The organism is Yinghuangia aomiensis (assembly GCF_039542225.1).
GTDB classification, from domain to species: Bacteria; Actinomycetota; Actinomycetes; order Streptomycetales; family Streptomycetaceae; genus Yinghuangia; species Yinghuangia aomiensis.
On sequence record NZ_BAABHS010000044.1, the window covers coordinates 40,613 to 63,509 of the forward strand.

The 22,897-nt window shown below is 72.3% G+C and carries 19 protein-coding genes; 10 read left to right on the top strand and 9 right to left on the bottom strand.

The window, feature by feature from the left end:
* Window positions 1-99 precede the first annotated feature (99 nt).
* The 3 genes from ABEA93_RS36770 to ABEA93_RS36780 all read left to right on the top strand — a co-directional run bounded on the left by ABEA93_RS36770 (window position 100) and on the right by ABEA93_RS36780 (window position 3,945).
* On the top strand, window positions 100-1,989 hold the full coding sequence (locus tag ABEA93_RS36770) for a hypothetical protein (RefSeq protein ID WP_345680299.1): 1,890 nt from the start codon (window positions 100-102) through the stop codon (window positions 1,987-1,989).
* Window positions 1,990-2,176: 187 nt separating this feature from the next.
* The gene (locus ABEA93_RS36775) at window positions 2,177-2,632 is read left to right on the top strand and encodes a tellurite resistance TerB family protein (protein WP_345680300.1); all 456 of its coding nucleotides are present in this window, start codon (window positions 2,177-2,179) and stop codon (window positions 2,630-2,632) included.
* A 242-nt stretch (window positions 2,633-2,874) separates the two neighbouring features.
* Window positions 2,875-3,945 (top strand): TIGR04222 domain-containing membrane protein, encoded by a 1,071-nt coding sequence (locus ABEA93_RS36780; protein WP_345680302.1) that lies wholly within the window; start codon window positions 2,875-2,877, stop codon window positions 3,943-3,945.
* A 64-nt stretch (window positions 3,946-4,009) separates the two neighbouring features.
* Here ABEA93_RS36780 and ABEA93_RS36785 read toward each other — a convergent pair whose 3' ends face one another.
* Window positions 4,010-4,282 carry a methyltransferase domain-containing protein gene (locus ABEA93_RS36785; protein ID WP_345680304.1) on the bottom strand — a complete coding sequence of 91 codons (273 nt, stop codon included), beginning with the start codon at window positions 4,280-4,282 and terminating at the stop codon, window positions 4,010-4,012.
* A 74-nt stretch (window positions 4,283-4,356) separates the two neighbouring features.
* Here ABEA93_RS36785 and ABEA93_RS36790 point away from each other — a divergent pair, with 74 nt between their 5' ends.
* Window positions 4,357-4,986, top strand: a complete 630-nt coding sequence (locus ABEA93_RS36790) for an HAD family hydrolase (protein WP_345680305.1) — start codon at window positions 4,357-4,359, stop codon at window positions 4,984-4,986.
* Between the two features lie 121 nt (window positions 4,987-5,107).
* On the opposite strand, the gene ABEA93_RS36795 is transcribed toward ABEA93_RS36790, so the two are convergent.
* Together ABEA93_RS36795 and ABEA93_RS36800 are read right to left on the bottom strand one after the other, a co-directional pair.
* Entirely contained in the window at window positions 5,108-6,721 is a 1,614-nt protein-coding gene (locus ABEA93_RS36795) for an MFS transporter (protein ID WP_345680306.1), read from the bottom strand.
* Window positions 6,722-6,976: 255 nt separating this feature from the next.
* Window positions 6,977-8,197 carry a hypothetical protein gene (locus ABEA93_RS36800; protein ID WP_345680307.1) on the bottom strand — a complete coding sequence of 407 codons (1,221 nt, stop codon included), beginning with the start codon at window positions 8,195-8,197 and terminating at the stop codon, window positions 6,977-6,979.
* 349 nt (window positions 8,198-8,546) lie between these two features.
* Here ABEA93_RS36800 and ABEA93_RS36805 point away from each other — a divergent pair, with 349 nt between their 5' ends.
* A complete protein-coding gene (locus ABEA93_RS36805; protein WP_345680308.1) occupies window positions 8,547-9,953 on the top strand; it encodes a tetratricopeptide repeat protein in 1,407 nt (468 codons plus the stop codon).
* A gap of 129 nt (window positions 9,954-10,082) precedes the next feature.
* Window positions 10,083-10,949: an SDR family NAD(P)-dependent oxidoreductase gene (locus ABEA93_RS36810; protein WP_345680309.1), complete on the top strand. Its 867-nt coding sequence runs from the start codon at window positions 10,083-10,085 to the stop codon at window positions 10,947-10,949.
* Window positions 10,950-11,078: 129 nt separating this feature from the next.
* Here the strand turns inward: ABEA93_RS36810 and ABEA93_RS36815 are convergent, their stop codons facing one another.
* A complete protein-coding gene (locus tag ABEA93_RS36815; RefSeq protein ID WP_345680310.1) occupies window positions 11,079-11,519 on the bottom strand; it encodes a DUF5709 domain-containing protein in 441 nt (146 codons plus the stop codon).
* A gap of 84 nt (window positions 11,520-11,603) precedes the next feature.
* Between ABEA93_RS36815 and ABEA93_RS36820 the strand changes: the two genes are divergently transcribed.
* Together ABEA93_RS36820 and ABEA93_RS36825 are read left to right on the top strand one after the other, a co-directional pair.
* Window positions 11,604-11,987: a DUF4259 domain-containing protein gene (locus ABEA93_RS36820; protein ID WP_345680311.1), complete on the top strand. Its 384-nt coding sequence runs from the start codon at window positions 11,604-11,606 to the stop codon at window positions 11,985-11,987.
* Window positions 11,988-12,076: 89 nt separating this feature from the next.
* Complete coding sequence (locus ABEA93_RS36825) at window positions 12,077-13,390, top strand: low temperature requirement protein A (RefSeq protein WP_345680312.1); 1,314 nt, start codon at window positions 12,077-12,079, stop codon at window positions 13,388-13,390.
* On the opposite strand, the gene ABEA93_RS36830 is transcribed toward ABEA93_RS36825, so the two are convergent.
* The 3 genes from ABEA93_RS36830 to ABEA93_RS36840 all read right to left on the bottom strand — a co-directional run bounded on the left by ABEA93_RS36830 (window position 13,343) and on the right by ABEA93_RS36840 (window position 19,541).
* The gene (locus tag ABEA93_RS36830; RefSeq protein ID WP_345680313.1) at window positions 13,343-13,909 is read right to left on the bottom strand and encodes a MarR family transcriptional regulator; all 567 of its coding nucleotides are present in this window, start codon (window positions 13,907-13,909) and stop codon (window positions 13,343-13,345) included. The two genes, ABEA93_RS36825 and ABEA93_RS36830, sit on opposite strands and share 48 nt — an antisense overlap.
* A gap of 58 nt (window positions 13,910-13,967) precedes the next feature.
* Window positions 13,968-18,581, bottom strand: a complete 4,614-nt coding sequence (locus ABEA93_RS36835; protein ID WP_345680314.1) for a sacsin N-terminal ATP-binding-like domain-containing protein — start codon at window positions 18,579-18,581, stop codon at window positions 13,968-13,970.
* Window positions 18,582-18,848: 267 nt separating this feature from the next.
* Window positions 18,849-19,541 (bottom strand): Clp protease N-terminal domain-containing protein, encoded by a 693-nt coding sequence (locus tag ABEA93_RS36840; RefSeq protein WP_345680315.1) that lies wholly within the window; start codon window positions 19,539-19,541, stop codon window positions 18,849-18,851.
* A gap of 181 nt (window positions 19,542-19,722) precedes the next feature.
* Between ABEA93_RS36840 and ABEA93_RS36845 the strand changes: the two genes are divergently transcribed.
* Window positions 19,723-20,295, top strand: coding sequence for a Uma2 family endonuclease (locus tag ABEA93_RS36845; protein WP_345680316.1), 573 nt, complete (start codon window positions 19,723-19,725; stop codon window positions 20,293-20,295).
* A 43-nt stretch (window positions 20,296-20,338) separates the two neighbouring features.
* Here ABEA93_RS36845 and ABEA93_RS36850 read toward each other — a convergent pair whose 3' ends face one another.
* Window positions 20,339-20,992 (bottom strand): response regulator, encoded by a 654-nt coding sequence (locus tag ABEA93_RS36850; RefSeq protein WP_345680317.1) that lies wholly within the window; start codon window positions 20,990-20,992, stop codon window positions 20,339-20,341.
* A gap of 89 nt (window positions 20,993-21,081) precedes the next feature.
* A complete protein-coding gene (locus tag ABEA93_RS36855) occupies window positions 21,082-22,311 on the bottom strand; it encodes a sensor histidine kinase (protein WP_425585239.1) in 1,230 nt (409 codons plus the stop codon).
* 246 nt (window positions 22,312-22,557) lie between these two features.
* Here ABEA93_RS36855 and ABEA93_RS36860 point away from each other — a divergent pair.
* A partial coding sequence (locus tag ABEA93_RS36860) for a GlcG/HbpS family heme-binding protein (protein ID WP_345680320.1) occupies window positions 22,558-22,897 on the top strand: 340 nt, incomplete at its 3' end.

A 22,897-nucleotide genomic window follows, 5' to 3' on the forward strand; every position in this document is an offset into this window, starting at 1 on the left:
GACGCCCCTCGCGACGGGAAGCCGCCGAATGTTTTTAGGATGGGGCGAGACTGCGGATGAAGGGGCCCGACCATCAGCACACGCATACCCAGCGCGACCTTGCACACGGTTGCCGCCACACCGGCGGACCTCGTGCGCGGGTGGCCTCGGCACATCCCGTTGCACGAATTCCTGCTGGTGGGGTTCGCTCCCGACGTACCGGACATCGAGAAGGACCTTCTGCCGTCCGTCCGGGAACTCGGAGCACGAACGGCAGTGGTCGCGGACGCCGGACACGCACTTGCGGAGTATCCGGCGGCGCGGCCGGCAGGACGCGATTTCCTGCACAGCGCGGCTTATTACGCGGGCGGTTTCCGCGTAAGGGCCGCGCTTTTTTTGGGCCCGGACACGATCCGGCTCGCGGTCGGCCCCGGTGACCCGGGCGCGACCGGCGACGGCCTGTGGACGGTCGTGCACTGCGAAGGCGGCGCGTCACACGCGGTCGTCGCGGACTTCGCCGACTGGCTCGACGCGCTGCCCGGCCGCGTGCGGCTCGCGCCGTGGGTCGCGGAGCACCTCGCCGAGCTGGCGCTCACGCTGACCGAGCGGCACATCGAGGCGCCCGAGACCACCGGGCCCGAGGCGCGGCTGCTGCACACCCTGGACGACACCCTCATCGGGCACCTGCCGTCCGGTCCCGTCGACGAACTTCGGGTGCGGACCGGGGCGTTCGACGCCGATGCGGTCGGCGCGATCGTCGGGCGGCTGGCTCCGCGGCAGGTGGCCGTGGTGGCCAGGCCCGGTGCGGCGTCGTTCGATGCCGGCGCTCTGGCCGGGGTATTCGGGGCCGCACCGGCCCGGATCGCGGTCGACGAGCAGGCCGGGGCGGACACGGTGGTGACGTGGCGGACCGGTACGCGCTGGTCGACGCTGACCGGACTGCCGGGGCTGGCTCCGCTCGGCCCGCAGGCCGGTGCCGCGGGGTGCGTGCTCGGCGTGCTGTCCGAGGGCGACACCGCGGTCGTCGACCTGCCCGCGGCTCCCGCGGCGGCCGCCGCGCCGGTCGCGCCCGGTGTCGTGGTGCTGGGCGCGCGGGCGGAAGGCGAGACGCTGCGCGTCGCCGTCGCCGGCGCGTTGGACGGACACGTCACGGTCGCCGCGTCGCCGGACGGCTCCGCGGGCACCTGGCGGGTCGTCGGCGCGATCCCGTCCGGGCAGACCGACCACGAGTTCCGCTGGGACGGCGGCCCGGGCACGCTGCTGCGCGCCACGTGCGCGCGGCCGGACGGGACGATCGACGAGTCGGACGTCGTCTACGTGTACGGGGCCGAGGGTTCGGGCGGGGCCGCGGTGGCTGCCGCTCCGGCACCGGTTTCCGCTCCGGTTGCCGCACCGGTGGCCGCGCCCGCTCCGGTGGCGGCTGCCGAACCTGTGGTGGCGCCCGCGGCGGCCGCTCCCCCGGCTGCGGTCCCGGCCGCCGCGGCACCGTCGTCCGCCGCGGACGTTGCGGGATCCGGGTCGTCCGGGTTCGGCTCCGGATACGCGTACGAGGACGACGAGCCCGAACGCGAAATACCGGACGTCGACGAGAAGTTCGTGTCGGCCGCGGAAGAGTTCCTGGACGCCGGGTGGGGTGTCGGGTACGAGGACGGCCTGTGGGAGATCAGCGGGTCGTTCACCAACCCGGTGCCGATCGCCGCGCGGGTCGCGGACCGGCTCGGCCAGGCGGACGACGCGACGGTGCTGGTGCGCGCGCAGGGCAAGGGCAAGTGGGTGTTCGTCGCGTGGCGGGCGCCGCATCTGGTACTGCTGATCCAGGACCAGCAGATCTGGCGGACGTACACGTTCACGCCGCCGGGGTCGCCGGGGGCCGGGTTCGCCTCGGGTGACCTGGCGAGCCTGCCGAGTGTGAAGAGTCCGCGGCCGAAGGGTCCGCCGGCGGCGCTGACGGCGCTGCTGGCGGACGGCGGGATCGACTATCCGGAGCTGATCGGGCGGCTGTTCGGCTGACGTGGTGCCGCCGCGTCGGGGCCGTGAGGGTACGGCTGTGCGGCGCGGCGGCCAAGTCCGCCGTCCACAGGCCGGAGTTGTCCACAGGGGTCCGGATCCTGGGGTTGCGGCCGGGATAAGGTGTTTCGGCCGGGTCGCACCGACCCCGACCGCCGATCCGGCGACGTACGACCGAGGAGTGACGGACATGGCCCTGTGGGACCGTTTCAAGCAGTCGGCGCAGACGATGCAGTCGCAGCTGACGGCGAAGAAGAACGACCTGAAGAGCGGCGCGTTCCGCGACGCGAGCATGGCGATGTGCGCGCTCGTCGCAGCGGCCGACGGGTCGGTCGACCAGGCGGAGACGGCGAAGGTCGCGCAGCTGATCTCGGCGAACGACGTCCTGCAGAACTTCGACCGCGCGGACCTGGAGCGCCGGTTCTACGCCTACGCGAACCAGCTGTCGGCCGACTACCAGGTCGGCAAGGTCCAGGTCATGCAGGACGTCGCCAAGGCCAAGAAGAAGCCCGACGAGGCGCGTGCCGTCATCCAGATCGGCATCGTCATCGGCGGCGCCGACGGCAACTTCGACCCGCAGGAGCGCGCCGTCGTCCGCGAGGCCTGCTTCGCGCTCGGCATCGACCCGGCCGAGTTCGACGTCTGAACCGACCGCTGCGACGACATCCGGTGCGGTAATTCGACTTGTCGGCTGCGGCGTTCGGCCGTCCACGCGGCCGTTCGCCGCGCGCTTCGCGCGTTTCGTCCTCGGGGCGGGCGGTCGTACGCGACATACCGGTCGAATGCCGTCGGGCCGGGCGGGGACTCCGGCGGAGTCCGAGCGCCCGTGCCATCGTGGTGCACCGACCGGCCCTGAAGGGGTCCGGCGGACGAGGGGGGTGGAACACCATGGTGTGGCTGATCGTGGCCCTGGCGCTGTTCGCCGGGGCGGCTCTGTATACGCGCGGGGTGATGCGCGCCGGAAAGGCCCGCGGGCACGGCTCGCCCGAACCGGGCTCGCTGGACTTGTACCAGCTCGCTTTCCTGGCCGGCGGCCCGGCGCGCACCGCCGACGTGGCCCTGCTGGGCGCGTGGGCGCGCGGTGCGGTGACCATCGGCGCCGACGGCCGGATCTCCCCGGCCGGGCAGGACCCGTCCGGTGACGGCTTCGCGCAGGCGGTGCAGTCCGCGCTGCCGTCCGGCACGGTGGCCGGCGCCCGCACGGCGATTGCCGAGCATCCCGCGGTCCGGGCGGTGCACGACCGGCTGTTCGGGCTCGGTCTGCTCAACCCGGCCTCGCGCCCGGCCCGGCTGCGCGGCGCGCGCGTCGTGCTGGCGCTCGCCCCGCTGGTCGCCGCCGCGGGTCTGTTCGTCAAGCCGCTGGCCGGTTCGCCGACGCACCACACGGGGCTGTGGGTGGCGAACCTCGCGGTGGTGCTGATCGGCGCCACGGGCTGCGCGGTGCTCGCGTACTGGCTGTTCTCCCGGTTCGACAAGCTCCGCGAACCGCTCAACGACCGCTCGCTGTTCTACCTGTGGAACCAGGTCCGCGACCCCGGGCAGCTCGGGCACATCGCCCAAGCCGCGCCGGGTGGCGCGCAGTTCGGCGACACCGCACTGTTCGGCACCGAACGGATCCCGGATCCGACGCTGCGCGGCGTCTTCCAGCAGGCGTCGGCGGTGACGGCGGGCCGGATCGTCAGCGACGGCTGGACCGAGGCGCAGTGGATCCAGTCGGCGAACTCCCGCGGACAGCTCGGTGCCCCGTCGTTCGCGGACGCGCAGCAGGCCGCGTCCCAGGCGGCCGCCCAGGCTCAGGCCGTCCCGCCGCAGGCACCGCCGTCCGCCTACCCGGGCGGCGCGGACGGTCACGGCTATCCGGCGCAGCCCACGCCCGGCGGCCAGTACTACGGCGGCGGCGCCGCAGCGCAGCCGCAACCGTACCGGCCCCCGTGGGAGCAGTATCCCGACCAGCAGTAGACCGCAGCCGCGCCCGGGGGGCGCGGCTGCGGCGTTTTGGGGGGGATGAACCGCCCGGCGGCACTCAGGTGCGGGCGGTGGCGGCGGCCACGAAGAACGGGACGGCGACGAGGAAGCGGCCGGTCTCGGCGCGTCGGCGCTGCTCGGCGAGCCACCCGTCCGCCTGCTCGCGGCTGATGGCACCGCTCGCGCGGGCGGGTTCGGCGCGGCCCTCGACCAGCGGCAGCATCGCGGCGTCGGTGAAGACGCCGGTGTGCGCCTCGACGGTGACCTCGGCGAAGCCGCCGGCCAGGAGCAGGCTGCGGTACTGGCGGCCGGCGCGGGGCGCGCCCAGCAATTGCGGATCCCGGGGCCGGGTGAGTCGCCCGCACCCCGTGCCGCCTCCCCCGCGCCCCCGGGTTAGCCTGCCCCATGGACGATCTTGCTGCGAACGGCCTCGTCGTCGGCTTCGACCTCGACATGACGTTGATCGACGGGCGGCCCGGCATCGGGGCCGCGTGGCGGGTGCTGAGCGCCGAGACGGGCGTCCCGATCGACGTCGACCTGGTGGTGTCGCGGCTCGGGCCGCCGCTGGAGGACGAGCTGGCCGTGTGGTTCCCGGCCGCCGACGTCGAGCGGCTCGCGAAGCGCTACCGGCGCGACATCTACCCCGCGGAGGCGATCGCCGGGACGACGGCGATGCCGGGCGCGCACGACGCCCTCGCGGCGGTGCGCCGCCTCGGCGGGCGGACGCTCGTGGTGACCGCCAAGTCGCAGGCCAACGCCGAGCTGCACATGCGCGACCTCGGCCTGGACGTCGACGTCGTGGTCGGCGGCCTGTGGAGCGACGGCAAGGCGACGGCCTTGCGCGAGCACGGCGCGTCCGTCTATGTCGGCGACCACACCGGCGACATCCGCGGCGCCCGGGCCGCCGACGCCGTCGCGGTCGCCGTGGCCACCGGCCCGATCCCGTTCGCCGACCTGCGGGCCGCCGGCGCCGACGCCGTCCTCCACGACCTGACCGAATTCCCGGCCTGGCTGACGTCCTACGTCGCGGCCTGACCTCGCGCCGGTCACCGGCGTCCCATCTGCCGCAGCTCCCCCCAGCCCGCACAACGACCGCGGCCGTCCCAGGGCCCGCGAAGGCCCCGGGACGGCCATGGCCGTCACCACCCCGGTGAACTCAGTGCAGCGTCCCGCCGGTGGCCGGTGTCCGGCCTGCCTTCATGACGACTGCGAGGATCACGCAGACCAGACCGGCCGCGGCCATCGCCCAGAATCCGAGCGTCCAGCCTTCGTCCGTGTAGACCTGCGGAATGTCGATCGTCGTCGGAGCACCGCCGGTCGCCGAGGGGGCGACGACCTGGTACGGGTGCGCCGAGATGATCGCGGTGAGGATCGCCGTGCCGACCGCGCTGCCGAAGGACTGGGTCAGGCCGAGCATGCTCGCGCCGATGCCCTGCTGCTCCTGCGGGACGGCTTCCACGACGAGGTTGTTCGCGGCGCCGTAGTACATGCCGAAGGCGATGCCGTAGATGATGCTGACGATCATCATCTGCTGCCACGTCGAGTGCCACAGCGCGTAGAAGACCATCGTGGCCGTCATGATCGACAGCGCGATGATGTACGGGATACGCAGCCCGACGCGCTTGCCCCACGCGCCGGTCGCGGGACCGGAGAACATGCCCGGGATGGCCTGCCACGCGGTGATGTGGACGGCGAGCGCCATGAGGCTGAAGCCCATCGCGTATCCGAGGTCGCCGTGGAAGGTCAGCGCCTGCTTCAGCACGTCGACCGGGGTGCCGGACGCCTGCGCGAATCCGGCGACGGTCCCGTTGTCGACCTCGGCCTTGTCGATCTGCGCCATGTACGCGACGGCGTACGCCTGCACGCCGATGATCATGTTGGAGAACAGGCCGATCGCCAGGACGATCGACACCCGGGGGCTGCGCAGCAGCTTCGGGTCCATGATCGGTTCGGGGGCGCGGAGTTCCCACATGTAGAACGCCGCCAGCAGGACTATGCCGCCGAGCAGGTACACGAACGCGCTCGGCTTGCCCCAGCCCCACTGCTGCCCGTTGGACAGGTAGACGAGGGCGAGGGCGGCGCCCGCGCCGACCAGGACCGAGCCGAGCCAGTCGAGGTTCTGCTTGACCTTGAGCTTGGTCTCGGGGACGACGAGCCAGAAGACCGGCATCAGGACCAGCATGTAGATCGCGAGGAACCAGAAGATCGACCGCCAGCTCCAGTGGTCGGTCAGCCAGCCGGTGAGGAACGGCGCGGCCAGCGCGGAGATCCCGAAGCCGGTGGCGATGACGCCGATCGACAGGGGGACGTACCGGCGCGGCATCAGGTCGCGGATCAGGCCGGCGGATATCGCCGCCATCGCGAAGGCGACGGCCTGCAGGCCGCGGCCGACGAGGAACATCGCCCACGAGTGGGTGGTCGCGCACAGCAGCGAGCCGGCGAGGAACGCCACGCTGCTCGCGAACAGGACGAGCTTCTTGCCCAGGAGGTCGGCGAGTTTGCCGAGGATCGGCGTCGTCGCGCCGCCGACCAGGCCCAGGATGATGATCATCCAGCTGACGTTGTCGCCGGCGGACGGGAAGTCCTGGCCGACTTTCTGCACGGCGGTCGAGACCATCGTGTACTGCAGCGGGACGACCTCGGAGAACAGGACGATCACCGCGAGGATCGAGAAGATGCGCAGCTTGGACGCGCCTTCCAATCGGCCCGTGACGTTCTCGTCGCGGGGTTCCTCGGGCGGTGCGGGGGATTCGTCCAGCGTCTCGGTCATGCGCTTCCTCCCCAATACGGAGTGCCCAGTGCGGACAGGTGGTAGGGCCGTGGGGACGGCATGGCCCAGGGCCGGAACCAATTCCTCCGGTTCCGGATCGGGGGGAATGTGTAACAGGCCACATCAACGATGTGAAGAGCGGAATCCGTGCAGGCGGCACGTGTCGTGGACGCGGGAGTGCGGGAAAGGGCCTGCACAAACGAATCCCCTGCGGTTGCCGCGAAACCCAGCCTTGGCCAGGGCTTTACCTTCGGCTCACCGGGTGGGGGTATGCGTGAAGCGTCCGGACGTGACGTCGTCGACGAACGTGCTCATGGCTTTGCCGGTGAGTTCGCGCGGCTGGTAGCCGTCGAAGTACGTCAGCGGCACGTGCACGGTGATCAAAAGCGCGAACGCGGCCGCGGCATAAGGGAACGGCCGTGCGGGGCTCGGGCGTTCGCCGAGCCAGAACCAGGTGACGACGCAGAAGTTCGCGATGAGCAGGAATGCCCAGCGTTCCATGTCCCAGCCGGCGAAGGCCAGGGCGGCCGGGGCGAGTGCCGCGGCGAGCGACAGGAGGGCGAGCGGCCGTCCGCCCAGGCGCGTGCCGCGGGCGAAGCACAGCACGGCGGTGCCGAGGACGACGGTGAGCGGGAGCAGGAAGACCAGCACTTCCCACGGCGAGAAGAGCTGCCAACTGTCGGTCTGCGTGCGGCCGAACAGGTCGAGCGCGTCGGTCCGCACCGGGAAGTGGTCGGCCGCGAGTGTGCCGCCGAGGCTGCCGGTGGCGCCCGCGGAGGACGCCGGGACGAGCAGCACGACGAGCCCGGCGACGGTCGCCGGGAAGACCGCGGTGAGGGCGCGCCGGGGCGGGAGCGTACGGGCGGCGGCGAGCAAAAACAACGGCAGCACGGTCAGTACGGTGATCTCGTGCACGGTCGTCGCGGCCGCGACGACGAGTCCGGCGGCGTGGACGCGCCCGCGGGCAAGGAGCCACAGCGCGCCGAACAGCAGCAGGTAAAGCACCTGGTCGAAGTAGCCGACCTCGTGGAACAGGTAGCCGCCGGTCGGCAGCAGGAGGAACGCCATGACCAGGTAGCGCCGCGCGGGATGCCGCGTGGTCGCCGCCGCGTACACCAGCACCGCGACGAGTCCCGCGAGGACCGCGAACGACACGGCGGCGAACAGCAGGTACGGGTAGCCGGTTCGGGACGCGATCGGATGCAGCAGGCTGCCGATCAGGAACCGGCGGTGGAACCCGTCCTGCAGGGACACCGCTTGGAGGGTCGCCGTCCAGCCGCTGGGCATGCGCAGGCCGGTGTACGCGGCGACCGCCGCGCATCCGAGCAGGGCCGCGACGGTACGCCGCCGGGTGCCGCGCAGGGCCGACCGTGCGGGCTCCGGCGGGTGGTGGGCCGGTCCGGGCCGTCCGGCGGATGTTCCGGTGGCGGTTTCGTGCTGCGGTGCGGTCCGTAGCCGGGGAAGCGCCAGGGACATCGGGGTACCTCACCTCACGTTGCATCGCTTGGGTCGTGGGAGACAGCGAACGCCCGGCGCATGAGAAGCGCCTGAGAGCCGCGGGCCGCGTCGGACCGGGGCCGCCGCCGGGTGCGGCATGGGCCGACGGGCGGTCGCACCAAGGAGACGGGTCTGGGCCCGCCGGAGGTCGCATGAGGCACACGATGACGCTAGGTGACCGGCTGTCAGGATGCGGTAAGAAACGCCGGGGGCGGGTTGCCGGTTCTTTCCCCCGTTCGGCCGAGTCCTGCCGCTCTGGCGTGCTGCGAAGCGGTTCAATCGGGGGGTTGGTTTCCGGCAGACGTGCGGACGGATGGGAGCCCCGGGGATGACTGCGGACCGGCACGGCCTGGCGTTGACCGCTACCGGCGAGGAGGCCGCCGCTCGTCTCGAACAAGCGGTCGACTCGCTGCTGTTCTTCCGGCCGGCGGTGGCCCCGGCGGTGCGGGACGCGCTCGCCGCGGCGCCCGGGTCGCCGATCGCGCACGCCTTCTCCGCCTATCTGAGTGTGATGGCGACGGAGGAACGCGACGCCGCCGACGCACGCGACCGGTTCGCCCGCTTCCGCGCGGACTTCGACCGGGCGGCCGCCGAGCCGCGCGAGCGGGTGCACGTCGACGCGGCGAGCGCGTGGCTCGACGGGGACATCCACCGGGCCGGGCGGCTGCTCGGCGACCTGGTGGTCGCCCATCCGCGGGACACGCTCGCGGTGTTCGTCGGGCACCAGGTCGATTTCCTGACCGGGGACGCGGTCCGGCTGCGGGACCGGGTCGGCGGCGTCATGTCCGCGTGGGACCCGGCGGATCCGCATTTCGGGCCGCTGCTGGGCATGTATGCGTTCGGGCTGGAGGAGGCCGGGCACTACGACCGGTCGATGGAAGTCGGCGTGTCCGCGGTCGAACGCAATGCCGAGGATGTTTGGGCCGTGCACGCGGTCGTGCACACGTACGAAATGCAGGGCCGCTTCGGCGAGGGCACCGCATTCCTCGACGCCCGCACCGACGCCTGGTCGGCGGGCAACTTCCTGTCGGTGCACAACTGGTGGCACTACGCGCTGTTCGCCCTCGAGGCCGGGGACACCGACCGGGCCTTGGCCATCTACGACGCGTCCGTCCACACCGCCGAGTCCGAGGGCTTGGCGATGGAACTCCTCGACGCCTCGGCGCTGTTGTGGCGTCTTCTGCTCGCTCGCGACGAGCAGCCCGACAGATGGGGCGCGCTCGCCGACGCGTGGGCGGCGCGCCACGACGGGCCGTTCTACGCGTTCAACGACGTGCACGCGATCATGGCCTACCTCGGCGCGGGCCGCTTCGTCGAGGCCGAACAGCTCGTACGCGACCGGGTGTTGTGGCTGGCGACACCGCATCCCGGCGTCGCGAACCACGCGATGACGGAAGAGATCGGCGTCCCGGTCGGCCACGCGCTGATCGCTTTCGCCAAAGGCCGGTACGACCAGACGGTCGACCTCCTCATGCCGATCCGCTCGCGCCTGAACACCTTCGGCGGCAGTCACGCCCAGCGCGACGCGGTCCAGAAGACGCTTGTCGAGGCGGCGCTGCGGGCAGGGCGCGACGACTTGGCCCGCACGCTGGTGAGCGAGCGGCTGGGCGTGCGCCCGGACAGCCCGTACAACTGGTTCACGCGCGCCCGCCTGGCGGACCGGATGGGCCGGGCCGCGGAGGCGGCCGCGGCGCGCGGCCGGGCGGAGGAACTGATCGCGGCGTCCCGGCACTGACGCGGCGCCCGGACACCGGGGCCGGCACCGGTCGCCGGCACCCGCACCGGCACCCGCACGGCGTGTGGCAGACCACGCACCCCCGCCACATAGCTTGATAATGTCAAGGATTTCTGCGATGGTCCGATCATGAACCAACCCGCCGCAAATCCCGTCGCCTTCGTCACCGGCGCCAGCCGCGGTATCGGCCGCTGCGGCGCTCTCGCGCTGGCCCGCGCCGGCTACGACGTCGTCCTGACCGCCCGCACCCTGCACGAGGGCGAAGGCCGCACCGGCCCGACCACGTCGTCGGGCGAGCAGGCCACCGTCGCGGTGCCGGGCAGTCTGGAGACGACCGCGCGCGAGGTGGAGGCCCTCGGCCGCCGCGCGCTGCCGCTGCGGATGGACCTGATGTCCCGCGAGTCGATCGAGGCCGCGTGCGATGCGGCCCTGGACGCGTGGGGCCGGATCGATGTGCTGTTCAACAACGCGATCTACCAGGGCCCCGGCGCCATGGACCGGTTTCTGGACGTGCCGCTCGAGGCCGCGCAGAACATGCTGACGGGCAACTACCTGCACCAGATCGTGCTGCTGCAGCGCCTGATCCCGCACCTTCTGGAGCAAGAGCGGTCGTACGTCATCAACATGACGTCGGGATCCGCGTCGATGAACCCGCCCGGTCCGGCCGGTGCGGGCGGCTGGGGTGTCGCGTATGCGGCGTCGAAGGCCGCGTTCGCCCGGGTCGCGGGCGTGCTGCACGCCGAATACTTCGGGCAGGGGCTGCGCGCCTACAACGTCGACCCGGGGCACATCGTCACGGAGGCGCAGAAGGCCCGCGGCTCGGCCAAGCACCTGGAGGCGCACTTCCGCAGCGCCCCGGCGGAGGTTCCGGGCGCGGTCATCGGTTGGCTGGCGTCGTCGCCCGACGCGGACCAGTACTGCGGGGAGATCGTCCGCGCCCAGAAGGTGTGCAAGGACTTGGGCCTGGTCGAGGGCTGGCCGCCGCCGCGCGCCTGACGCGGCGCGGCCCGGCCCGGGAAGGGCCCGACAAGCCCGGCGACCACCGGAACACCGGCCGGGGCGGCATCCACGCGCGCCGCCCCGGCCGGCTCGGAATTCCCCACGCCCGCGAAAACGGCCTCGGCGCTATTCGAACGGCAGCTCGTCCTCTTCCACGTGCATCGCGGCTTCCTCGGCGGTCGCCGCGCCCGCGTCGATGCCGACGTCGTCGGCCACCGCGTCGCCGGAGCCCTCCTCGGCGGTGTCCAGGGTGAGGCGGCCGGTGCGCGGGCCGGGGCCGTGCGGCCAGCGATCGTCTATCACCGGGTCGTCGTCGGTCTCGCCGGCGCCGCCGGGGCCGGTGTCGGGTTCTTCCTCGGCGAGGAGCATGTCGAGGGATTCGCCTTGGGCGGCTTCTTCGGCCGTGGTGCCGTACTTTTCCGCGGCGGTGTAGCGGTCGGGCGGAATGACGCCCGGGTCGAGCGGGTCTTTGGCAAGGTCGTCGGAGACCAGCGATTCGGACGCGTCCAGGGTGGGATCCTCGTAGGGCTCGTCGTTCGACATCGCGGGCTTTCCTTCCGTTGCCATGTCCGCCAAGGTAGGCGGATCCCTTCCGGTACGCATGCGAGCGGACCCGAACGGGTGCGGGCACGGATACCGGAAGGACACCTCGTGGGCGTGTGGGGCCGTGGCAATTTCGATGGTGACACCGCGGCGGACCATCTGGGGGAAGTGATGCAGCGCCTTCTCGACGAGGTCGAGGCGGCGATGGCAGGCGATCCGGTGGAATTGGAGCCGGACGAGTACTGGGGCGCCGCGGTGCCGTGCAACCTCGAACTGCTCACGATGATCGCCCGCCAAGACCACGTCGGCACGGTTCTGCCTTCCCCCGAGGTCGCCGCGGCCTGGAAGGAGACCTACCTGCGGGTGTGGGACGCGACGATCGACGACCTGGGCCCGAAAGACGGCTTCAAGGAAGGCCGCCGCGCAGTGCTCGTCGCGACGTTCGACGAATTCGCGGAAGAGGCCGCGAAACATGCGAATCCCGACAGTTGACCGCGGTCCGCCCAGGGTTTGCGGCGTTCGCGGCGCCGTCCGCGGACAATTTGCCCGGCAGTCACGCGGACGCCCGATAATCCTCGGCCATGAGTACCGAGAGCGCCGCCGACCGCGCCGACGAGTTGCGGGTGACCCCGCTCGAATTGTTCTTCGACCTGGTCTTCGTCTTCACGGTCACCCAGTTGACCGACAGCTTGGCCCACCATCTGACACCCGGCGGAATGACGCGGGTGGTCGTCATGCTGGCGATCATCTGGTGGATGTACGACGCATTCATATGGCTGGCGAACGCCATGCCGCCCAAGACGCATTCGCGGCGCGGACTGCATCTGCTGGGCATGGGGGCGTTCCTGGTGATCGCCTTGACCGTGCCGCACGCGTTCGAAGGCGACGGGTGGGCGTTCGGCTGGGCCTACCTGGTGGTCGTGCTCCTGCACACGGGCATGTTCGCGGCCACCGGCGTACCGGCGGGTTCGGTCGCCCGGATGGGCGCGTTCAACCTGGCGGGCGCGGGGCTGATCCTGGTCGGCGGCTACCTGTCGGCGTCGGCGCAGCTGGCGCTGTGGGTGGCGGCGTTCGCGTGGACGTTCGCCAATCCCTATCTGGTGAACCTGCCGACGTTCCGCATCGAGCCGCGGCATTTCGTGGAGCGGCACGGGCTGGTGGTGATCGTCGCGTTCGGCGAGTCGGTGATCGCGATCGGCGTCGGGGCGGGCAACGCGCACTTGTCGTTCCCGCTGCTGTCCGCGGCGCTGCTGTGCCTGGTGGTGTGCTTCGGGCTGTGGTGGGCGTACTTCGGCCACGACGACGACGAAGCCGCCGCGGACTTCATGACGGGGCTGGACGACGCGCGGCGCAATCACCTGGGCGTACGGATCTACAACTTCGGCCACTATCTGCTGCTGCTCGGCGTGCTGTTGGCAGCCACGGGCGCCAAGTCGGCGGTGGCACACCCGACGGACGCGCTCGGCACCGCACAGGCCGTCGCCTTGGCGGGCGGCGTCGCCCTGTTCCTGGCGGCGAATCTGGCGATCCGGCGCACGGTGGGCCGGCAGCCGCTGCTGCCGCGCACGTGCGGCGTCCTGCTGGTGCTGCTCGCGATCCCGCTGGGCACCGAGGGCGCGGCGCAGGCCGAGCTGTTGGCGCTGGTGCTGGTCCTCGCCGGGGTGTTCGGCTATGAGGAGTACACGGCGGGAACGCTGCGCGATCGGCTGTCGGTCGGGGCCGCCGTGTCGCCGGTCATCGTCCCTCCGGTCGTCGATTCCGCAGTCGCCGAGTCCCGGGAGACGGAGCCCCGGGAGATGGGGCCCCGGGTGACCGAGCCCCGGGGTGCGGATTCCCGGGTGGCGGAGTCAGGTGTCGCGGAGTCCCGGGTCGGCGGCGTTCCGGAGCCGGAGTAGCGCGGTCGCGAACGCCGGGACGTCCTCGCCGAGCGCCCCGAAGAAGTCCGCGTCGCACGCCTCGACCGCGACGATCGCGCGGTTGGCGAGCGCCCGGCCGTCGGGCGTGGCGGCGAGGGCCCGGGCCCGGCGGTCGTGCGGATGCGGTTCGCGGACGACCAGGCCGCGGGTCTCCAGGACGCGCAGGACCTGCGACGTCATCATCGGGTCGGTCGCCGCGTGGTCGGCGAGATTCCGCTGCGTGACGGGCCCGTCGGCCTGCAGCCAGGTCAGCGACGCGAGGAGCACGAACTGCACGTGGGTGAGGTCGTACGGCTTGAGCGCGGCCCGCTGCGCCGCCTGCCAGCGGTTCGTGACCTGCCAGAGCAGCAATCCGGCGCTCCGATCGGCGTCGGCGAAGCCGGTGGCGAGGCGAGGGGTTCGCCCCTTCTCCTCGCGGCCGTGGCCCTGGTCGTGGCCCTGGTCGTGGCCCTGGTCGTGGCCCTGGTCGTGGCCCTGGTCGTGGTCCTGGTCCGTCACGGGGGTTAATCTGCGCGCTTAGCACCGCGGAGTCAAGTGCGTGGTCTGGCCGTCGCGATCACGGTTCGGCGTCGGAGGCGGTGCCGGTCGGCGGTGGGCCGGCGGGTGCGGCCCTCCGGGTGCGCCATTCGTGGACGACGGCGACGTCGCCGGTTTCGGTCAGTCCGGTGACGCGGATCAGCTGGGTGCGTTCCACGCGGAGATGGCGGAGCGGGTCGCGGATGATGCGGAGCCGGGGTTCGCCGGTGCCTTCTTCCAGGTTGGCGGCGACCACGAGGGAGAAGCGGTCGCCATCGACGAGGGCGCGTTCGTACTCGGCGAGGGTGAGGGCGACTTCGCGGGGTTCGGGGCCGCCGTGCGCTTTGATCTCGTAGAAGTGCCCGGCGGTGTCGACGGCGTCGGCGCCGAGTCCGGGCTGCGTGCGGTGGTCGTGGAGTTCGAGGCCGTAGCGGCGCAGGACGATGCGGAGCAACTGCCAGGCGACGGTCTCGCGGTCCTGCGCCGTGTAGGCGGGGGCACTGGTGCGTCGGCGGGGCGGGAGGAGGCCTCCGGGGTGCGGGTGTGGGAGGGATGGGGGTTCCGCCGGGGGCCTTTCCTGGCCGTGCGGGGACGCTTCCGCTGTCGGCGGGTGCGCGTTGGCGTGGCTGCCGGGCCGCGGGGCGATGGTGGTCGGGTCCGGGAGCGTGCGGACGTCGATGAGCCTGCGAGGTGGGGACGGAGTGGGGCTCAGGCTTCGGTCGGGTCCGGTTGCGGTGTCGACGGCTCTGTCGGGCCGACCGTCGGCGCCGGATTCGGCGGCGTTCCCCGGCTCGGCCTCGGGCATCCGCGCACCCGCGTTCTCCCGGGCCCGGACGAGCCGGTCGAGCCGGCGGGCCGCGGCCGCGTCGCGTTGCCGGGCCGAGGCGAGGCGGGTCGCGGGTGCGGTCTGGTTCTCCCAGACGTCGCGCCAGGCGTGTCCGATGCGGGTCCGGTCGCGGTCGAAGCAGGCGGCAATGGCTTGTCCCGCGCCGCGGGCGGTGGAGAGGGACGCGGCCGAAGCCACGTACAGGACGCCGGACGCGGGGTCGACGTGCGCCTCGACGGCGGCGACCACCCCCGGCGGCCCCGGTTCGATGCCGAGGCCGGGTGCGACGCGGACGGTGAGCGATTCGAGCCACGCCCAGTCCCGGCAGGCGGAGGCGGCACCGGGCGCGTCGCGGACCAGCAGATCGTGCAGCCGGACGACGGCGGCCCGATAGGCGGCCGTCAGCCGCGCATCGCCGCGGGCCCGCCGGACGCCGTGCACGGGCGCCCCGAGCACGTCCACGCGGGTGACGCCCAACGGTTCCAGCAGCGCGGCGAATTGGTCCAGATCGCCACCCGGTTGCCAGACCCTTGCGGTGTCGGCGAGTTGCTCGGCGACGTACCGGTTGTCGACGGCGTAGACGGGGCGCTGCGTCGTCCAGCCGTCACCGGTGTAGAGCGGTAATTTGCCTAGCGCATCCGCGAATTCATCGGCGGCTTTGGACTCCGCAACAAGGGCGGCCAGGTGCCGCAGCGCTTCCAGGGTGACGCCGAGTCGCAGTTCCGGACCGTGCGTCCGGCATCGGGCGACGTCGCCGAGGACCTCGGCCAGTTCGGCGGCGTCGGGGGCACGGATGCCGAGTACATCCCACAGCGGTCGCAGGTTGGGTTCGGGGAAGACGAACGTGCGGTAGCCGCCGAGGATCGACGGGCCTTGGCGTACCGCACCCGTGGCACGCCAGCCCGCATCGGTGAGCACCAGGGCGTCCCCGCTCGGGAACCCGGCGCGCACCGCCCGGGCGGCCTCCGCCCCACCGCCGGCCAGCAGCGCGGCGAGCGCCCGGTACACGGCCACGGCGTCACCGGTGACGGCATCGGATACCGGGGTGTTGTCCGGTGTACGACCGCGGAGTTCGCGCAGCCGGTCGACGAGTGTCGGTACATCGGGGTCGCCGGTGAGGCCCAGTGCGGGCGCGAGTTCGCCGCGTACGTCGCGGTGGTCGAAGGTGTTGACGACGTCGGGGTGCAGGTAGCCGGGATCGTCGGCGCCGTAGAGGACCCGCGACGCGGCTGTGGGGAGGTGACCGGCGTCGGGCCGGGTCAGGCCGCCGTCGGCGCGAGGCAGCCAGGCGATCTCCCGGAGCCGCCAGATCCACAGCGGCGGGACCCGGCCTTTGCGCTGCCAGCCGTAGTAGCCGTAGGCCGCGTCGACGCCGGGCAGCCCGCCCGCGGCGCCGCGGCGGCCGCCCCCGGCACGCCCGGCGGCGAGGGCCAGGGCATGCACGAGCTTGGCGGCGCGGGCACGTTGGCGTTCCGGGTCGGGCTCGGCGGCGATCGCCGCCGCGACGGCGACGGCGTCCGGGCTGTCCCGGTCGTCGAGCGTGTGGTCGGCCCCCACGCGGCCGAGTGCCCGGGTACGGGCTTGGGGTGTGTCGGGGGCATCGGCGGGGAGACCCGGCCCCGGATACCGATCCGTGGCATACGTTTTGCCGTCGCCGCCAGGGCGCACCAGGCGGGGCGCGTCGGCCACGCCGAGCGCGCGGAGGAACGCGCCACGGCTCAGCCCGTCGGCGCTGGGCGGGAGGACCGCGGCATAGTCGGGGTGGAGCCAGTGCAGTCCGGGGGTGTCGGCGGCCGCGGCGGCGAACCCGTCGGCGCCCGCCGGATCCAGCTCCTCGGGCAGGTACAGCGCGCCCGGAGGTATCGGCTGCCCCGTATGGCCGCGGAACCGCAGGGCTCGGCCGACCCGGGAGCCGACGTGACGCCGTCCGGCCTCGCCGATGACCGCGAACATGCTTTGCATATGCGCGAGTTGTTGGTCATCGGCGCCGAATACACGACCGGCGTCGCCGACACACGCCACGCGCTCGACCACCGCGGTGACGTCGTCCCCGTCGAGCACACAATCGCGATCGACCAGCCAATCGACGACGGTACGCGAGGCGGCCGACTCGTCCGCGAACGCGGGGTCGAGCACGAGCGCCATCCCCAGCCGCCCCGCGGGCCCCCGGTCGCCCGCCGCGCCCCGCACGAAGACGTGGCGGGAGCCCGGCACCGGTGGCGCGTGACGCCGCCCGTCTGCGGCCCTTACCCACGGCAGGCGGAGCAGGGGTTCCTCAAGCCCCGCGTGGAGCGCGGCGGCAGCCAGGCGGATCGCGGAGGGGGTATCGAGGCCGTCTCCTCCGGCATCCCCGTCGGTCTCCTCCACCAGCAGCGAGAGGGCGTCCACCACCGTCACTTCGTCCGGGAGCGGCACCACCCCCGCGGCCCGCCAATCGGCCAGGACACGCCGCCACCGACCGCCCCGATCACGCGAAGCCCGCGGAAAGAGCGCTTCCCCGCCACCCTGCCGGGCGACCGGCCGATCACCCAAGACACCCTCCAACCGCCTTTCCTCCACCGCCAGTTCCTTCAGCCCACGGCGCGTCCCGTCAGGGCAGGCGAGGCGCAGCCGGTCGGCGACCTCGCCGCGCGCCCGCGCGACGAGCGCGGCGCGGAGGCGTTCGGCCAGGAGTGTGCTGTGGGGTGCGGTTGCACCGGTCGTCCTGTCCCCAGGCGTTGCGGTGCTCGGCTGTGGGGGCGATGGGCGGTCGCGCGGCACCAGATGCCACGCCGTCGGAGCGTCGCCGCCCAGCACGCCCGGGATCACCGCGGCCCACAGATCGGCGACCCGTTCCACCATCGCCGAGTTCCATGCGCTGTCCACGAAGTCCCGCCGACTGACCAGCGGATCGAACTGGGTGTGGACGCGTACCGGCACATCCAAGGCCGCCATCGGCAGCCCCGCATGGACGACGCCGGCCGCGCCCGCCCCCATGGGCAAGGCGATCGCGACGGGGACCCGCGCCCCCACCGCCTTGTGTCGCCGCAATGCGCCGTCCGGGCAAGGAAGTTCCGCGTTGAACACCCGCCATGCGGCCTTCGCCCCTTCCGCCCGGCGCATCCGCACCGCGGCATCGATTCCCCCGACCCGCATCCGGACGCGCGACTCCCCCGCCGACCAGCGCAACCCCAACCTGCGGAGCAGCCGACCGCCTACGTCGACCCGCACCTCCCGAAGGTTCCGCAGGAACAACAACGCCCCGTCGTCCCACCCGGCGAACCAGGCAGCGACTTCGCTCTCGCAGATTTCGCTTTCCGCCAGGGGAATTCGGAAAACGGTCCCGCCATCGTCGCCAAAGGCGTCGGCCACCGTCATCCCGATGCCGTCGAACCGCACGTGGTAGTGCCCGCAATGCAGTTCCCACACCCGCGACAGCGCCCGCAAGGTGGCCAGTCCGATCCCGAACCGCCCGGTACTGTCCGGATCCCCGCACTTCCCGCTCAGCCCCGGCAACGCGAGCAGCAGAAGGTCGCCTAGCCGCACCGGACGCCCGTCGTGCGTCACGACCAGTTCGCGCGCCCGAACGTCGAACCGAATCCCCCGCGCACCTGCGTCGTCGGCGTTCTGCACCAACTCGGAGAACACCTGCAGCCGGTCGGCCGACAGACTGTCCGCCGTCTCCTGGGTACGTTCCACCGCGACCCGCATCGCCGCGGGCCCGCCCCGCAGTCCCGCGTCCAACAACCGGACCGCCTCGGCCGCCTCCCCCGCATCCCGCGGCTCCGCCTCGACCTCCGCCCCGGGATCCCCCAGCAACACCTCCACCGCGGCCCTGATATCCGTCACAAGGCCCCATGCTCCCGCCGCGGAGAGTCAAGAAGCGGCGGGGTTAGGCCACGCGAGTGAGGCCGCCTTCGTCGGGCGGCCACGACCTGGAAAGCAGATCAGCTTCCGTCGCCGACGAGACCCGCCCCGTCCTCGCACTCGGCCTCGCGAGCACGCTGGAATCCGCGGTCTTCAACAGGTTGTTGGGCACGCCCGCGGGGGCGAGCGCCAAGTGCACCGCCCCCACGTCGAGTCGGGGTCGCACCGACTCGGTTCGCTACGCCTTCCTCACCCGGTCACCCGCTTCGCGATCTCCGCCTTCACGGTCTCGTGCAGGCTTTCCGACGTGAAGCCGAGGCTGCGCAGGATCTGCGCGGCCGGCGAGTCCTCGACGCGGACCAGCCCCAGCAGCAGGTGTTCCGTACCGACCCAGTCGTGGCCGAGGTCGGCCGACGCCCGGCGCGCCTGCTCGATGGCGTCCTTGCTCTCCGGCCGGAACGCGATGTGCCCGCGCAGCGCCTTCTCTCCGGTCGGCGGCATCACGTCCCGCACCGCGTCGCGGACACTCTGCTCCGACCCGGCTTTCGCCACCAGCACTTCGTACGCCGGCCCCCGCGTCTCGCCGAGCACACCGAGCAGCATGTGCTCGGTGCCGATGAACGCGTGCTTGTACGTCCGCGCGGCCTCCTGCGCCAGCACGATGCTGTGCCGGCCCAGGTCGGTGAACCCCGCGAACGGGTTCGGCGCATGGCGCTGCTGCGCGGCTTGCTTGGAGACGCCGATGGCATCGCCGATCTCGGTCCACGACGCGCCGTTCCGCTTGGCCTTGCTGACGTAGTGGTCGATGAGCTGGTCACCGAGATCGGCCAACGTCTGCGCCCGCAGCCGCGCCTCGCCGATACGCGAAAGCTCGTCGGCATCCGGCAGTTCCTCGTCGAGATGGGCAATCAGATCCGCAAGGTTGATGTCGAGTGGACTCATGCGTCAATCGTAAGTTGACGCCGACTGACGGGTGAACTTGCACGATCCGACCATCGCGTCGCTGTCACGGCGGCTAATTTGCCGATGCCGCCGCGGGACGGCCGTGGTCATGGCTCTCAGTGCGGGTGACGGCAATCATGGAGAGATGACGTCGGAGAAGCCGCAGAAACGGAGGCCGCCGGTGACCGCCGTTGCCGAGACGGGCATGCCCGTCGAAACGTTCGAGCAAATGGCCGAGCTTGCCGCCGAGTGGGCGCACCTCGAGTTCATCGGCGGCAAGTTGGGGGAGAAGGCGTTGCCCGACGGCGAGCACGAGGAAATCGTGCGTTGGCTCATGCAGTTCTTCGCCTTGGAAGGCCGCGATCGCTGGCTTTACCCCGAGCGCGGTTTGGTGGTCGAGACGTACCGCAACGGCCGTGCCCGGCCGCACGGCACACTCGCGCCGCTGGGGAGCTTCCGCCACGCCGGCGAGTGGGCCGACGCGAGTCCTGCGCTCATGGTCGTGGAAGTCACCTCGAACGACTGGGACACCGAGGCACGGGACCGTGTCGACAAGCCGCGGGCGTATGCGGAAGTCCGCATCCCCGTGTACCTGCTGATCGACCGCAAGCGCCACGAAATGCTGGTGCACAGCGAGCCCGACGACGGGGTCTACGCCACCATCGTGACACGGCCGTTCGGCAAGCCGCTGCACCTTCCGGAGCCCGTCGGAGTGGTACTCGACACCGACCACCTGCTGGACTGGGCCGACTGACGCGCCAACCCCGCTCACCTGATGCACCGCCCCCAGCGCGGGCCTACGGCAGCAAGCGTTGTTCCTTGGCGACGGCGACGGCGCCGGCGCGGGTGTCGACGCCGAGTTTGTCGTAGATGCGGACCAGGTGCGTTTTGACGGTGGCTTCGCTGATGAACAAGGCCTTGGCGATTTCGCGGTTGCCGAGGCCGCGGGCGAGTTGCCCGAGGATGTCGGTCTCCCGGTCGGTGAGCGTGGCTTTGGGGCTGCGCATGTGCTGCATGACGCGGCTGGCGACCGGCGCGGACAGGGCAGGACGGCCCTCCGCGGCGGCGTGGATGGCGGCGAAGAGTTCTTCCGGGCGCTCGGCCTTGAGGAGGTAGCCCGTTGCGCCCGCTTCGATGGCGCGGGTGACGTCGGCGTCCGTGTCGTAGGTGGTGAGGACGAGGACGCGGGTGCCCGGAACGTCGGCGATGAGGCGGCGGGTTGCTTCGATGCCGTCCATGCCCGCGCCGAGGTGCAGGTCCATGAGGACGACGTCGGGGTGCAGCTTAGCGGCCGCGGCCAGGGCTTCTTCGCCGGTCGCCGCTTCCCCGACGACGGCGATGCCGGGGGCGCTGGAGAGCAGCGCGAGGAGCCCGGCGCGGACCACGGTGTGGTCGTCGCAGAGCAGCACGCGGACGGCCGATTCGTCGGCAGGGGTGGCGGGGCTGGTCATGTCGGGCTCCTCGGCGGGCGGCAGGACTGGGGGTGCGGGTGGGATGACGTGAGGTGAAGGGTGAGTTCGGGCAATGTTGCGGCGTCAGATCACGGCCCCTCCACCACCCTCACCCACGCCGAGACCACCGTGCCGTCCCCCACCGCCGATTCCACCGTCAGCCTCCCCTCCAACTGCCGCAGCCGTGCCTCCATCGCCGGGAGCCCGTGGCCCCGCCGGCTGTCCGCCGCCTCCGGGGTCTCCCCCACCGCTTCCGGGTCGAACCCGCGGCCGTTGTCCGCGATGTCCAGCACCACATCGTCGCCGAGGTACGTCAGCGTCACCGTCGCCTCCGAAGCCCCCGCGTGCTCCAGCACGTTCGCGACCGCGCCCTGCGCCACTCGCAGCAACGCCGCCTCGACGCGCGCCGGCAGCATCATCCGCGCCCCGTCCGTCCGGAACCGCGTCACGACGCCCTGCTCGGTCGTGCGTTCGGCGACCAGCCGCAGCGCCTGCTCGAGGCTTCCCCCGTCGGCGAGGTCCGCCGGTGCCAGGTCGTGGACGAACCGTCGTGCCTCGGCCAGGTTCCGTTCCGCGATGCCCGATGCCGTCGCGACGTGCCCGCGGGCCGCCCCCGGGTCGACGTCCCACACCCGCTCCGCCGCCTGCAGCAGCATCTGCTGGCTCGACAGGCCCTGCGCCAGCGTGTCGTGGATTTCCATCGACAGCCGCTGCCGCTCCTCCAACGTCCCGGCCCGCCGCTCGCTCGCGGCCAGGCCCTCGCGTGTGGCGATCAAGTCCTCGATCAGCCCCCGCTGCCGCTCCGACTGCCGCTGCATGTGGACGAACACCGACGACGCCAACGCCGCCACCGCGGGCGGCCCGAGGATCAGCAGCGGATCGTCGCCACTGATCCGTACCTGCGCCACCACCACGAACACGGTCAGCAGCGCGACGAGAGTCAGCGCCGCCCGCTCCCCCAGCAGCCGCAGCGCCGTGTACACGATCGGCACCGCGCTCCACGCGAAGCTCGGGGCGATGACCACCAGTGCCGCCCACGCCGCGGTGAACAGCGCGAGCCACACCTTCGTCCACCGCGGCGGCGGGCCCACGGCCGGTCCGGGCGGCCGCAGCACGTAGGCCACCGCGAGCACCGCGGTGAGCGCGATGACGAACGGCGTGTCCGGCGCCCCGGGGTGCCGGATCAGGAACCGCGTCATCGCGGCCACGAGCAAGACGACGAACGACGCCGACATGACGGCGTCCACCAATGCGGTCCCGGGCTCGCCGGTGCGGGCCGGGGCGAAGGCCGAACCAAGAGCCGGGCGCTGCTGTTCCACGTGCATCCTCGATGTCTAACCCGGGTTTCCGGCGCCGCCATCGACCGATCGGTTGATACGGGGTTCATCCATCATGCCGCGCGGAGCCATCCACTCCGGGGACCGGCAGGGCCCGGCTCCGCACCCAGGATGGAGGCACGGCGGAGACGCGGAGCAAGCCCCGGAAGGGCCCGCGCCCACCGCCCCGATTCCTCGCTGTGCCGTCGGCCGTGGCCCGGTCGCGGCCCGATTCTCCCGGAGATGACCATGAAGACGCTGTCCACGCGTGCCCGTATCGTCACCGGCTCCGCCGCCTTGGTCGCCGTCGGCGCCGGTGCCTTCGGCGCCGTGGCCGCCGCCGCGCCCGACAGCGGCAAGCCCCCGCAGCCGGCCGCGGCCGCGGCGGCGAAGGCGGACGTGAAGAACAACGACACGTTCCAGACCGATCACCTGACGATCGACGCCGCGACCAAGGCCGCACAGGCGACCCTGGACGCCGCGAAGAAGGCGAACCAGCGCGTGTCCGTCGCGGTCGTGGACCGCAACGGCAACACCATCGTCACCCTCCGCGGCGACGGCGCCGGCCCGCAGTCCTACGACGCCGCGC